Annotated in this window: 14 protein-coding genes; 12 read left to right on the plus strand and 2 right to left on the minus strand. The window is 49.1% G+C overall.

Translation table 11 applies throughout. The annotated features are described in order from the left end of the window. Positions 1-48: 48 nt before the first annotated feature. From BM299_RS14565 to BM299_RS14600, 8 genes are all read left to right on the plus strand, one after another. Entirely contained in the window at positions 49-504 is a 456-nt protein-coding gene (locus BM299_RS14565) for a Fur family transcriptional regulator (RefSeq protein WP_207545199.1), read from the plus strand. Beyond that, on the plus strand, positions 485-1,477 hold the full coding sequence (locus BM299_RS14570; RefSeq protein WP_245779792.1) for a metal ABC transporter substrate-binding protein: 993 nt from the start codon (positions 485-487) through the stop codon (positions 1,475-1,477). The genes BM299_RS14565 and BM299_RS14570 overlap by 20 nt, the downstream gene beginning before the upstream one ends. Then, positions 1,467-2,222: a metal ABC transporter ATP-binding protein gene (locus tag BM299_RS14575; RefSeq protein ID WP_245779793.1), complete on the plus strand. Its 756-nt coding sequence runs from the start codon at positions 1,467-1,469 to the stop codon at positions 2,220-2,222. Before BM299_RS14570 ends, BM299_RS14575 begins: the two co-directional genes overlap by 11 nt. A 7-nt stretch (positions 2,223-2,229) precedes the next feature. Beyond that, on the plus strand, positions 2,230-3,048 hold the full coding sequence (locus tag BM299_RS14580; protein ID WP_092486013.1) for a metal ABC transporter permease: 819 nt from the start codon (positions 2,230-2,232) through the stop codon (positions 3,046-3,048). Between the two features lie 69 nt (positions 3,049-3,117). Next, positions 3,118-3,654: an NUDIX domain-containing protein gene (locus tag BM299_RS14585; protein WP_245779794.1), complete on the plus strand. Its 537-nt coding sequence runs from the start codon at positions 3,118-3,120 to the stop codon at positions 3,652-3,654. A 415-nt stretch (positions 3,655-4,069) separates the two neighbouring features. Continuing rightward, the gene (locus BM299_RS14590; protein ID WP_092485904.1) at positions 4,070-4,660 is read left to right on the plus strand and encodes an anthranilate synthase component II; all 591 of its coding nucleotides are present in this window, start codon (positions 4,070-4,072) and stop codon (positions 4,658-4,660) included. Further along, positions 4,650-6,080: an aminodeoxychorismate synthase, component I gene (gene pabB, locus BM299_RS14595; RefSeq protein ID WP_092485907.1), complete on the plus strand. Its 1,431-nt coding sequence runs from the start codon at positions 4,650-4,652 to the stop codon at positions 6,078-6,080. Before BM299_RS14590 ends, pabB begins: the two co-directional genes overlap by 11 nt. Before the next feature lie 17 nt (positions 6,081-6,097). Beyond that, positions 6,098-6,934, plus strand: a complete 837-nt coding sequence (locus BM299_RS14600; RefSeq protein WP_092485910.1) for an aminotransferase class IV — start codon at positions 6,098-6,100, stop codon at positions 6,932-6,934. 289 nt (positions 6,935-7,223) lie between these two features. On the opposite strand, the gene BM299_RS20245 is transcribed toward BM299_RS14600, so the two are convergent. Next, positions 7,224-7,355: a hypothetical protein gene (locus BM299_RS20245; protein ID WP_281246385.1), complete on the minus strand. Its 132-nt coding sequence runs from the start codon at positions 7,353-7,355 to the stop codon at positions 7,224-7,226. A gap of 239 nt (positions 7,356-7,594) precedes the next feature. Here BM299_RS20245 and BM299_RS14605 point away from each other — a divergent pair, with 239 nt between their 5' ends. After that, positions 7,595-7,780: a hypothetical protein gene (locus BM299_RS14605; protein ID WP_092485913.1), complete on the plus strand. Its 186-nt coding sequence runs from the start codon at positions 7,595-7,597 to the stop codon at positions 7,778-7,780. A gap of 981 nt (positions 7,781-8,761) precedes the next feature. Here BM299_RS14605 and BM299_RS14610 read toward each other — a convergent pair. Further along, complete coding sequence (locus tag BM299_RS14610) at positions 8,762-9,811, minus strand: GNAT family N-acetyltransferase (protein ID WP_092485916.1); 1,050 nt, start codon at positions 9,809-9,811, stop codon at positions 8,762-8,764. A gap of 433 nt (positions 9,812-10,244) precedes the next feature. Between BM299_RS14610 and BM299_RS14620 the strand changes: the two genes are divergently transcribed. From BM299_RS14620 to BM299_RS14630, 3 genes are all read left to right on the plus strand, one after another. Beyond that, positions 10,245-10,877, plus strand: a complete 633-nt coding sequence (locus tag BM299_RS14620; protein WP_092485922.1) for an HAD-IA family hydrolase — start codon at positions 10,245-10,247, stop codon at positions 10,875-10,877. 416 nt (positions 10,878-11,293) lie between these two features. Continuing rightward, the gene (locus tag BM299_RS14625; protein WP_092485925.1) at positions 11,294-11,992 is read left to right on the plus strand and encodes a cytochrome c biogenesis CcdA family protein; all 699 of its coding nucleotides are present in this window, start codon (positions 11,294-11,296) and stop codon (positions 11,990-11,992) included. Positions 11,993-12,032: 40 nt separating this feature from the next. Then, positions 12,033-12,593: a TlpA family protein disulfide reductase gene (locus BM299_RS14630; protein WP_092485928.1), complete on the plus strand. Its 561-nt coding sequence runs from the start codon at positions 12,033-12,035 to the stop codon at positions 12,591-12,593. The last annotated feature ends 116 nt before the right edge of the window (positions 12,594-12,709 follow it).

Here is a 12,709-nt window from a genome sequence, read left to right on the forward strand (position 1 = left end):
TATTTTGTTGTTAAATAAGAATGATTCCTTTTTAGGAGGGGTCCTTTTTTGAAGCTGCAGGAGATTTTGGCCAAGTTAAAAGATTGCGGGTATAAAATAACTCCCCAGCGGCAGGAGATAGTCAGCTTGCTGATGAGGGAGAACAGGCATATGACGGTGGAAGATATTTATGGTAAAATAGCGGACCGCTACCCGAACCTGAGCCTGGACACCGTATACCGGAACGTCGGAATACTGGAACGGCTGAACATACTGACCAAAAGCGATTTCGGCGACGGCAAGGGCAGGTATAGAATAAAAGAAAGTGACGGGCACCGGCACCACCTGATTTGTCTGAAATGTGGTTGTTCCGAGGAAATGGATTTTTGTCCTTTGGATTATATCGACCACCGGGAGATAAAGGACAAAAATTTCTCCATCAAAAAGCACAACTTTGAGATCTTCGGGTATTGCTCGGAGTGTGTTCAAAAGGAGGGGCAACCGGTTGCGGAAAGAAATAAATAAAATAATATTATTGTTAAATATTATATTAATCAGTTTTCTAATCTCAGGTTGTTCCGGCGGCGTTGACAAACGGGACGGCAAAGCGCCCGGAGCATCTGAAGTGCTGGTCTGTACAACCATATACCCGCTGTATGATTTTGCCGCAAATATCTGCGGCGACCGGGCCCGGGTGGTTCAACTGGTCCCCGACGGGGTCGAGCCCCATGATTGGGAACCGTCCCCCGGGGACATGGTTAATTTACAGCAGGCCGACGTATTTGTTTACAACGGCGCCGGGCTTGAAAGCTGGGTGGAAAAAACGCTGCGCAACCTGCCGGAAGGCGGCCCGGTGGTGATTGACAGCAGCAGGGGAATTGACCTGCTCACCGTAAACGGCGAAGCTGACATTGATGTGCACATGCATGAAAACGATGACCGGCACCTGCACAGCCAGGTCGTGGACCCGCATATCTGGCTGGACCCGGTGCATGCCCGGGTTATGGTGGATAATATACTGCAGGGTTTGCAGCAGGCTGACCCGGGTAACGCGGATTACTACCGGGACAATGCCCGGCGTTACCAGGCCCGGCTGAGTGAGCTGCACGAAAAGTTCTCCCAAACTCTGGCCGGCGCCCCGCAGCGCAAGTTTATCGTATCCCATGCCGCCTTCGGTTACCTGGCCAAACGGTATGGCCTGGAGCAGGTGCCCATCCGGGGAATTTCTCCGGCGGTCGAGCCCGGCCCGGCCCGTATGAAGGAAATAATCAACGTGGCACGTACCACCGGTGTAAGGTATATTTTCTTTGAAACCCTGGTCAGCCCGCGGGTTTCCGAAGTGATCGCCCGGGAAGTGGGAGCCCAAACGCTGGTGCTGAACCCGCTGGGCGGTATTACGCCCGAAGAAAAACAGGCCGGCAAGGATTACATTTCCATAATGGAAGCCAATTTGCAAAATTTAGCTGTGGCCCTGGGGGTGCAGACTAATGATCATTGATATTAATGACGTGCATTTTACCTATGGCTGTCACCCCGTACTGGATGGTATCTCACTGCATGTGAGCGAGGGCGACGTGGTGGGAGTTACCGGTCCCAACGGGGCGGGGAAAAGCACCCTTGTGCATCTAATTATGGGTTTAATGCGTCCCCAGGCCGGTTCCGTCAAGCTTTTCGGTGTGCCCGTGGAAAAATTCAGGGAGTGGCACCGTATTGGTTTTGTGGCCCAAAAAGCCACTTTGTTTAACAGCAGTTACCCGGCCACGGTATTCGAGGTGGTTTTGTCGGGCCGGGCCGGGCTGCGCGGAATTTTTCGTTTTTTTAACCGCGAGGATAAGCGCTGCGCCGAAGAGGCCCTGGAGCGGGTCCATATACTGGAATACAGGAATACCCCCGTTTGCGATTTGTCCGGGGGACAGCAGCAAAGGGTGATGATCGCCCGGGCCCTGGCGGTACGGCCCCGGGTTTTGATTATGGATGAACCCACCACCGGCGTGGATGCCGCTAACCTGGCCAGGTTAACCCGGCTGCTGGCGGAACTGCGCAATGACGGCGTTACCATGCTGCTGGTTTCCCACGAGCCGGAATGGCTGGCTTCACTGGCCAGCAAGCGGGTGTGCCTGGACCGTAAGATCTGTTCGTGTAACTGCCGGGGGTACGCCAACGAGGTCCGGTGGGAGGACTGCATGGCCGGCCGGCGGGAAAAGTTGAGCCTGGGGCTGCGCGACGGCCTGGTTGGGGGGTAAGTTGCATTTGGAAATATTTCACTACGATTTTATGCTGCGGGCACTGGGCGGCGGGCTGCTGGTGGGCATAATCTGCCCTGTCGTCGGGCTGTTTATTACCCTGCGGCGCATGTCCATGATCGCCGATGCGCTGTCCCATGTCTGTCTGTCCGGGGTGGCGGCGGGGCTTTTGTTGGGCACCCAGCCCGTGCTGGCGGCAGCGGCCTTTGCCCTGGGAGGCTCGCTGCTGATCGAAGGCTTGCGGGAAAAGTACAGGCATTACGCTGAATTGTCCATTGCCATTATCTTATCGGCCGGAGTGGCCCTGGCGGCGATACTGATCAGCCTGGGCAACGGCCTGGGTGGCGGGTTTATGAGTTACCTGTTCGGCAGCCTGGTGCTGATCACCGTGGAAGATGTTTGGGTAATGGCAGCCATCGGTATACCGTTATTGCTATTGACGCTGTTGTTTATAAAGGAATTGTTTTGTATTACCTTTGACGAGGTATCCGCCAGGGTAAGCGGCCTGCCGGTCAAGCTGATCAACACCGGGTTTACGGTGCTGACCGCTCTGACCATTGCCGTGGCCATGCGTATCGTTGGGATATTGCTGGTCTCTTCCCTGATGATTTTGCCCGTGGCCGTGGCCATGCAACTGGCGCGGAGCTTTAAGGGTACTTTGCTGGTTGCCGTGGCTACCGGAGAAATGGCCGTGCTGGCCGGTCTGTTGTTGTCTTTTTACCTGGATTTGCCGCCGGGCGGGACAATCGTTATGGCCCTGGTGCTGGCGCTGGTAATGGTGCTGGTGGTGGCGCCCCGCCGTTATACAGCACGCGCCGGCGCTTAGATTCACCGGTGGATCGGGCCGCCGCCCGTAAAAGATATGCTGTTCAGGCAGCGACGGAGGTGCTGTAATTTGGCGCATAACAGAAAACAGCGATTTTTCTTTTGTCCCAAATGCGGGGGGAAACTTTACTATTGTGATAATCACGGACAACCCCGGTTGACTTGTGCTTCCTGTACTTATATTTTTTTTGAGAACCCGGTGGCCGGTGTGGCAGCCATTGTATTAAACGATAAAAAACAAATCCTGCTGGGCCGCAGAAAAAACGGCAATTACGCCGGGTTGTGGTGTATACCCTGCGGTTTCGTGGAATACGATGAGGATGTGTATCATGCAGTCAGGCGGGAGTTCAAGGAGGAAACCAATCTGGATATAGAAGTTGTGCGGGTTTACACGGTGCAATCCAACTTCCACGACCCGGAGTGTCATACTGTGGGCATCTGGTTCCTGGCCCGGGTAACCGGCGGGGAACTGCTCGCCGGGGATGACCTGGCGGAAGCGGGCTATTTTAACCTGGATAATATCCCACCGCTTGCTTTTCCAACTGATCGCGTTATAATTAATAAATTGTTTGAGGAATTATATATTAATGAAAAAAAAGAATATTGACAACCGGTGGAATATATATTAACATGTTCCCTGACAATTAAAAGTAAAGCGGAGCTAAGCAAGTCCAGGTGAGTTGAGAACAGACGACTCGGAGATTTGGGGTGAGAACCAGCTTTTTTGTGCTGGTTTTTTTTATTTTATTATAGAGGATGTTCGAAAAGTCCGCGCGAGATCCACTTCGAATTTCACTTTGATTAAAACCCTTGCCATATTTATGGCAAGCGCTAAGGATCAAAGTATGGGAATGCGCGCGCTAAGGGAACTGAATAATGCGCGCATTCCCAACTGCGTTGGCTCGGCTTTTGCGGTGCTCACGTATTATATATACGCTCCGCTCCTCAAAGCCTTCGCCGCCTTGAACTTCTCGTGTCTATCGTGCTCCTTTTCGAACACTTACTTAAAGAGGGTGAGACATGTGATTTTACTGATTGACAATTATGATTCATTTGTCTTCAACCTTTACCAGTACCTGTCCGAACTGGGCAGGGAAGTGGTTGTCCATCGCAACGACAGAATAACGGTGACGGAAATAACGGAAATGGAACCGGAATGCATTGTCCTTTCTCCGGGGCCGTGCACCCCGGACGAAGCCGGCATATCGTTGGAGGCAGTCAGGCGCTTGGCAGGAGTGTTTCCCATTTTCGGGGTATGCCTGGGGCATCAAACCATCGGCCAGGCTTTCGGCGGTAAAGTGGTACGGGCCAAAAGGTTGATGCACGGTAAAACATCACGGATTTTTCATGACGGAAAAAGTATTTACACAGGCCTGCCCAACCCCCTGCAGGTGGCGCGTTATCATTCGCTGATCCTGGAACAGGAAGCCCTGCCCGGTTGTCTTGAGGTAACCGCCCGTACTGCCCGGGGGGAAATCATGGGGGTGCGGCACCGGCACCTGGCGGTGGAGGGAGTGCAATTTCATCCCGAATCAATTCTGACCGTCCACGGCAAAAAAATGCTGACCAATTATTTGCAAATCATTCAAAGGGGGATGAGGAATGCCGGTTAAATTGCCCCTGTACCGAAAACCGGCTGCCCGGGAAAGCGCACCGGAAATATTCGAGCGTTTAAAAAATTTACCTTATCCCTTTTTGCTGGATACCGGTATGCTGGTTAACGACCTGGGCCACCATTCGTTTGCCGGTGCGGACCCTTTTCTGGTTATGAGCAGCAAAGGACGGCAAATTACACTGTGGGAGGGTGGCAGGTCGACAACCTTCAGCGGTTCGCCGATGGCCGAGTTGAAAAAATTGCTGGCCCGGTACGCCATGCCGCCCGAAAACGGCCTTTTCCCATTTAACGGCGGGGCGGTGGGGTACTTCAGCTATGATTTGGGGAGACTTTTTGAAAAAATTCCGGAACAGGCCCTTGATGATCTCGGTACGCCCGACATTTGGCTGGGTTTCTACGACACCGTGGTGGCCGTGGATGTCAGAACGAACGAAGCAACTGTTATATCCACCGGGCTGCCTGAGCGGGGAGATGCTGCACTGGAGCGGGCCAACCGGCGTTTGCGGGAAGTGGAAGAATTATTGCGCCAAGATTCGCCCCGTTCCGAGCGAAAAAATATTAGATGGCTTGAAGGTTCTCCGCCCTTGACGTCCAATTTTACGCCAGAAGAATACCGGAACATGGTAAAACGGGCCATTGAATATATTGCCGCCGGTGATATTTTCCAGGTCAACCTGACGCAGCGGTTTTCCGTGCCGCAACGTGTTAAAGCTTGGGAATTATACAAAAAGTTGCGAACCATTAATCCCGCCCCGTTTGCTGCTTTTTTGTCCTGTGACGGCATGGAAATACTGTCCGCATCACCCGAGCGCTTTTTAAAGGTGGTAGGGGACAGGGTGGAAACATGTCCCATCAAAGGTACCAGGCCCCGGGGTCGGACACCCGAAGAAGACGATCGCTTGCGCCGGGAATTGTGGGAAAGCGAAAAAGACCGGGCCGAACTGATGATGATTGTCGATTTGGAACGCAACGATTTAGGCCGGGTTTGCGAAATAGGTTCGGTGAAAGTGCCGGAACTTTTTCGCCTGGAGAAATACGCCACTGTATTTCACCTGGTATCCACGGTGGAGGGGCGTTTGCTGCCGGGCAAGGATATTACCGACCTGCTGGCCGCTTCTTTTCCCGGAGGGTCCATAACCGGGGCGCCGAAAATAAGAGCCATGGAAATCATTGAGGAAATGGAACCGGTGCGTCGCGGGGTTTATACAGGTTCAATCGGCTATATCGGTTTTGACGGGCGGGTGGATCTCAACATAGTTATTCGTACCATTCTGGCCGCCGGGGGGAATATGTATTTCCAGGTGGGTGGCGGCATTACCGCCGATTCGGACCCGCACAAGGAGTACGTGGAGACCCTGGACAAGGCCAGGGCGCTGGCCAGGGCGTTGGGGTTGGAAAAAAGCGAATTTGGTTTTTAGCCAAAGGGGGGCTGGTTTTGCGAACATATTATATGCTTAACGGTGAACCTGTTTCACCTGAACGGTTACAAATCAATGCCCTGGACAGGGGGTTTCTATATGGCTACAGCCTTTTTGAGACAATGCTCGTCAGAGAAGGCAAACCGGTATTTTTACAAGCCCATGTGGAAAGGCTGCTTTTATCAGCCGCCGACCTGGGTATCGTACTGCCGGTAACCGGTGACGGGCTGGCGGCAATTTGCCGTGACGCGTTACGGTGCTCAGGGGTTGGCAGCGGCGTGTTGCGTTTGACTGCTACGGCGGGGCCGGATAACGGCAATGCCGGTTCGGTGGTGCTGGCAGTGCGGGAAGGGGTGCCATACCGGCCACAGCAATATGAAAAGGGGATTGCTGTACTGGAGCTTGACTTCCCCCGGAATGAAAAATCCCCGCTGGTCAGGCATAAAACGGCAAACTACCTGGAAAACTTGTTGGGGCGACGTAAAGCAAGGAGCATGGGCTGTGACGAGGGAATTTTTTTAAATACACGGGGACGGGTGGCGGAAGGTACGGCCAGTAATATTTTTATTGTTATTAACGGCGAGATATGGACGCCGCCGGTGGAGGCGGGTTTGTTACCCGGCATTATTCGCCGCCTGGTTATTGATTATTCCTCCCAAACAGGTCTGTGCTGCCAAGAAAAAAACATAACCCGTGATGAACTGGCCTGCGCCGGTGAATGCTTTGTTACCAATTCTCTGATGGGTGTAATGCCTGTCACTGAACTGAACGGTTTACCAGTGGGCACGGGGGTACCCGGTCCGGTTACACTGAAAGTTGCAGACCTGTACAATAAATTAATTAAAGCAACATAACCTTAATAAAAAGATAGAAACCCAGCCTGAAACCAGGATGGGTTTCTATCGCATAGACATTTGCGTTAACTTTAGCTATTTTTCCGCACTGTAAGCGCCGCCATAGCCAAAGAAACCAATGCCAAACACCAACAGGATCAGAATCAGGAAAAGGATGAAGCTTCCGTCAAAAAAGGTTCCAGGCATTTTAATCCCTCCTTATTTAACATGAACCTAACCTTATTGGATGGTAGGCAATAAAAAGTATTTAGGAATTGTTAATTTTTTTAACAAGGGTGTAATTTTTTTGTTACTTACTACAAACACCGCCGTATCCAAAGAAACCCATACCAAACACCAACAGGATCAAAATCAGGAAGAGGATAAAACTTCCGTCAAAGTTGGTGTAGCCCGGTACAGATACTCCGCCGCCGTAACCCATCTATATATCCCTCCTTTTTTGAATTTGTAATTTATAGTATTCAGCCGGAGTAGGAGATGTTACCATATACGGGAATTCATTATAAGATTTTTAAATCTAAATAGCACAAGTTTGGGATTGTATATTAATCAGGGATAAAACAGCGGCGTTATGGGAGAAACACTAAGAAAAAAAATGAAAGTTCTTGTAACAAAATTCCTTTAAGCTAATATTATGGTAACAAAAAAGGAGTGATTCTGATGGGATATGGTTATGGCGGTTACGCTCCACCTAAAGGCGGGAAAAAAAATAAAGCTGGTTATGGTCCTGGCTGCGGCCCTGGGTATGGCCCCGGTTATCCTGGCTATGGCCCCGGAAAAGGTCCCGGTAAAGGCCCCGGTTATTGGCCTTGGTTCGGGCCTTATAAGAAGAAAAAAGATAAATAGATTCACATTTGCTCAAGTGAGATCATATTTAATAACAGCTTTTGGGCGTGTATATCCTGCTATGCAATTAACAAGGTATTTGCACGAATAGGGTATTTACAAGATAAGATACCTGGGTAAAATTGCCCAGGTATCTTACTAAATGTTATCATTAAATTAAAAGCGCCCCTCACGGAGCGCTTACCCACTGATCAATTACTTTTCATAAACTCCACCGTATCCAAAGAACCCTGTGCCGAATACCAGCAGGATAAGAATGAGGAACAAAATGAAACTCCCATCAAAAAAGCTGCCACCGTAACCCATTAATACAGGCCTCCTTTGTTTATATTTTGTATAATTTACTGTTTATCATATGCAACTTGAAAGGAAAGTGTTACTAATAAAAAATGCCCGTTCGGTGTAAAAAATAAGTGTCAATCCAAGAAAAAGTAACAGATTAACACATTACTTTACCTGGGATTGCAACCGCCGGTAGTGACGAAAACGGCAGCGCTGCAGAAAAACAGGTTGGGTTTGCTTCTTTTATTATGAGATGTCTTTGGAACAAAAGCTAGAAACCCAAGTCTCGGTTTATGAGAACGGGTTTCTAGCTTTTGCACTTACTGGCCCGGTTTATTTTATTTACTTGTCAGCGCTGTAACCGAAGCCAAAACCAAAGAATCCCATGCCGAATACAAGCAAAATCAGAACCAGAAACAAAATAAAGCTGCCGTCAAAAAAAGTACCAGGCATTTAAAATCCTCCTTTTGTTTGTTGATGATAATAACATATTCAGTTGGTTGAAAATCTGTTACAACCAAAACAATTAGATTTTCTAAAAATTAACATTTTATCGTATTAATCTTTTCAGAGAGATTCTTATTAATTCCCTGGAGTGCAAAGAAAATGCGCAAGTTTTTAATTGCGCTGTTATGATAGAACCTCTCTCACAGAGGAGCTTTTAAATTAAATTGATCCGAGATACTGTTCACGCCATGTCTAACCAATATCCCGTTTGTAAACACGGTATAACTTGATCACCTTGCCACCGAACAGGGGCTTGATAACTTTTCTTTTTACCACATCATTGCTTTCGGCAACCTGCGAGGCCTCGCCACTGGTGTAACCCAGTTTCCTGCAGCGCTCATAGAACTCCCTTAAGACCACCCAGTGGATGCCCCTGTGTTGGAATTCCGGTACAACGCCCCCGATAGCCAGCCTGATCACCCCGTCATTTCCATCCGGACCCGGCCGCCTGATGGGTATGGAGAGGAACATGCCGGCCGGCTCGCCGCCCATCTCGAATATAAGAAACAGATCCGGCGGAACTCTGGCAGCCAGGCTTTGCAAAAAACCACTGGCTTCTTCGATGGTCATGGGAATAAAACCCCATATTCCGGACATGGACCTATTATTAATTTCCATGATAATCCTGGCCTCGTTATTCACTGCCCGGTAATTCACCGGGCGGACCGTCAGGCCGGGAGGTGCTGTGGCGTCCCGCAGTTTGGGTGGTAACTCGTCGGGCAGGCGCCATTTAAAACACTCCAGGTCGTGCAACTTTTCCAACCCCGACTCAGCCAACAGCTCTTTGTAATACGGCGGATTGTATGGTATCTCTTCCTGTGGCTCATACTCAAAACCCTCAATTAACAGGCCGACCTGTTGGTTGGTATTCAAAGTGGCCGGGCCGATCATGACGGTCTTACCCTGCTTCTTCAGCCACCCGGCAGCCGCGTCCAGCAGAAGCCTGGCCACTTCCGGTCGTTCGACACATTCGAAACTACCCCAAAACCCTTCCTCAGGTCGGGGGTTCAGCAGGTCATACGAGGCGGTTATTCGCCCCACGGGCTGAACGCCTTCCAGGGCCACAAAGTTGGCGAATCTGACGTGCTGTAAGGTCGGGTTGGCCAGGGGCATAAAGCGCATCCAGTTGGCGCCACCGGCAGTGGCCGGCGGTATTTTGCCGTCCCGGTAAACCATCCGGGGCATCTGCATAAACGCCTGCATGGCGGCGGGGTTATTTGCCCTGGTGACAGTATATTGCATATTAAACCTCCATTAAATCAGTTTTTAACTTTTATGTCACAATATTCTTTTCCCTGGAAATTTGCTAACATAAATTTTCATTTTTAATCCCCACCCCCTTAACCCCTTCGGGGCATACCCGTTCCGGGCATACCCATACCCGTATTGTTCCTTTGCCCTGGCCAAAGAAATGAGGCATTGGCTGTCTAAAGTGCAAAGAAGCGCCTCCTTAAGCGGCGCTTCTTTTTTCTTGTACTGTGGTGAAAGAGACGGGGGGCTTATATTCTCGTTAAAAATGTTGGGGGGATCTCTAATAGCAAGGTTTCCCTTTCCCTTTAAGTTACATAATTTAAGAAAGAAGGAAAGGATTAAAGGAGTAATCACATTGATAGGGCTTAACCTGCAAGAAAAAGCATTTTTAAAATCCAAAATTTAACTTAAAGAAGGGGATACTATGATAAAACATGTAGTTTTTGATTTTGACGGAACAATTGTTGATTCAAGATACTTAGCTGTGGAATTATTAAATCAGTTAGCTGAAAAATATAGATTTCGTAAATTAAAAGAAAAAGAATTTGAACATTTCCGTTCTTTATCTATTATGGAAAGATGTAAAGCTATTCATGTACCTGTTTATATGATTCCGATAATTTTAACTGAACTTAGACGAAAATATCAAGAATCTACAAGTCATTTAACAGTATTTATGGGTGTTAAGGAACTGATTAGGGGACTTAAAGAAAAAGGTTTTGAACTTAGTATCATTTCTTCAAATTCAATTGATAACATTAATAAGTTTTTAAGAAAAAATAATATTGATGTCTTCGATAGTATTTATTCTTCAAGTAACTATTTTGGCAAAGACAAGGCGCTAAATGCTTTTTTAAGAAAACATAAACTTAATGGGAAAGATGTTGTCTATATTGGAGATGAATGCAGGGATATTGTTGCTTGCAAAAAAAATAATGTAAAAATTATTTCCGTATCATGGGGCTATGATTCTATAGAGCTACTTGCCAAGGAAAACCCGGATTTTATAGTCAAAAATCCAAGAGAACTCTTTAAGTTAATCACTTTAAAAATTTAACAAAAACAAACATTTGCATTTGTTCTTATAAACTTTTAAACTTTAAACATCAAAATATAAAAAAGCGCGCTTATTCGACTCCCTCCACGCGCGCTTTTTGATACTTTATTTCATCTTCCAGGATAGAATTAAACAGGTAGCCGGGACCTTTCCGCAACAAAGTCTTGTGGGTGATGACCAGCGCAAAACCGCAGCCTGGTGCTGGAATTTTTAGGCGAAGGGGGCATTCTCGGCTTACTGGGTGGTGTTCCAGGGGTTGGATTGGGTTATCTCCTGGCCCAGCTGATTGGTCAGAGCGTGCTTTAAGGAATGGGGACATACCTCCGAATAAGGAAAGGGGACAAATAGATGACAGTAAAGCATGAATTTTTATTATATGATACCTATAATAAGGAGTTTGCGAGGTTGGACTACGGATGGAAAACCTTTCATTATTGAATGCGGGCTTGGCCTTCATGTTTGGCCTGCTGTCGTTTTTGTCTCCCTGTGTACTCCCGTTGCTGCCGGGGTATTTTTCCTTTATTGCCGGTAGCGGTGGTGACCAGGGCACCATGCCGGAACGACGGCGGCTGGTATGGAACAGCACCGGTTTTGTACTTGGATTCGGTGTCCTGTTCGTGGGCATGGGCGCTGCGGCCAGCGGGCTGGGCCAATGGCTAAACCAAAACCGGGAAATGTTGACGCAAATTGCCGGTGTGATCATAATTATATTAGGTTTGCATGTCAGCGGGCTGCTGCCGGTAAAGATGCTGTACCGGCAGGTTAGCTGGCAGCCCGGGCGGAAACTCTCCGGGTGGCCTGGAGCATTTGTGTTGGGCCTTTCTTTCGCTGCAGCTTGGACACCTTGTGTAGGCCCCGTTCTGGCGTCTATTTTGTTGCTGGCGGGCAGTTTCGAAACTATGACCCAGGGCGTTATTCTGCTAACATTTTTCACCATGGGGCTGGCCCTGCCGTTCATGCTGGCCGCATTTGCCGCCGGTTTTGTTTACCCGGCCCTTGCCAAAATGCGAGGTGTCATGCCTTATATTAACGCTGTCAGCGGCGGACTGTTAATTGCCATGGGAGTGTTGCTGCTGTTCGGAATCTGGGACCGGCTGGCCAGGGTGTTTTACTAAGTAGGCAGTATATTGCACAAGTAAAGTGGGGGGAGTTAAAATGAATAAAACAAAATTGAGCACTGTCATTGTGGTTATGGTTTTGGTTGCTGCAGGGTTTTTCTTTTCCCGTTCCGGCGCCGGGGATTTTGCCGGGACCGCCCTGGCCGGGGAAGTATCACTGACTCTTCCCGGTGAACAGAAAACCGTGGATCCGGACATGTCACCCCCGGACTTTTTCATCATTGGCGAAAATAAAGGGGAAACCACGCTTTCAGAATTGAAGGGCAAGCCTGTGTTTATCAACTTCTGGAACACCTGGTGCCCGCCCTGCCGGGCCGAAATGCCTGAGTTGGATAAACTTTACCGTGAATACGGTAATGACGCTGAATTTATTTTTATCAACATTACCTCCCAGGAAGAATCTCTGGCGGATGTAACCACATTCCTTTCCGACAACGGATACTCCATACCGGTCTACCTGGACCGGCGGGGAGAAGTGGCCGGGGCGTACGGGATCCGGGGTATACCCACCACGGTGGTCCTTGACGCTCAGGGAGAGGTGGTCTATGCCGCTGCCGGCCAGATTTCGTACGACAAGGCAAAGTCCCTGATAAAGTAGCAGCCGGGTTAGACGGGAGTATTCAGGGTAAGCCCCTATACTGCTGCCACGGAAACAGCGTTAGCTATCTTAGGCAGTGGAAACGTGTTTGTAGAGATTGCTTCGTTTTTTCTCGG

The organism is Desulfoscipio geothermicus DSM 3669 (assembly GCF_900115975.1).
Taxonomy (GTDB): Bacteria; Bacillota; Desulfotomaculia; order Desulfotomaculales; family Desulfallaceae; genus Desulfoscipio; species Desulfoscipio geothermicus.

Coding starts and splice junctions, on each gene's coding strand:
- BM299_RS14575 (WP_245779793.1), top strand. CDS start 1,467: ATGATCATTGATATTAATGACGTGCATTTTACCTATGGCTGTCACCCC.
- pabB (WP_092485907.1), top strand. CDS start 4,650: ATGCCGGTTAAATTGCCCCTGTACCGAAAACCGGCTGCCCGGGAAAGC.
- BM299_RS20245 (WP_281246385.1), bottom strand. CDS start 7,355: ATGGGTTACGGCGGCGGAGTATCTGTACCGGGCTACACCAACTTTGAC.
- BM299_RS14605 (WP_092485913.1), top strand. CDS start 7,595: ATGGGATATGGTTATGGCGGTTACGCTCCACCTAAAGGCGGGAAAAAA.
- BM299_RS14610 (WP_092485916.1), bottom strand. CDS start 9,811: ATGCAATATACTGTCACCAGGGCAAATAACCCCGCCGCCATGCAGGCG.
- BM299_RS14620 (WP_092485922.1), top strand. CDS start 10,245: ATGATAAAACATGTAGTTTTTGATTTTGACGGAACAATTGTTGATTCA.
- BM299_RS14625 (WP_092485925.1), top strand. CDS start 11,294: ATGGAAAACCTTTCATTATTGAATGCGGGCTTGGCCTTCATGTTTGGC.
- BM299_RS14630 (WP_092485928.1), top strand. CDS start 12,033: ATGAATAAAACAAAATTGAGCACTGTCATTGTGGTTATGGTTTTGGTT.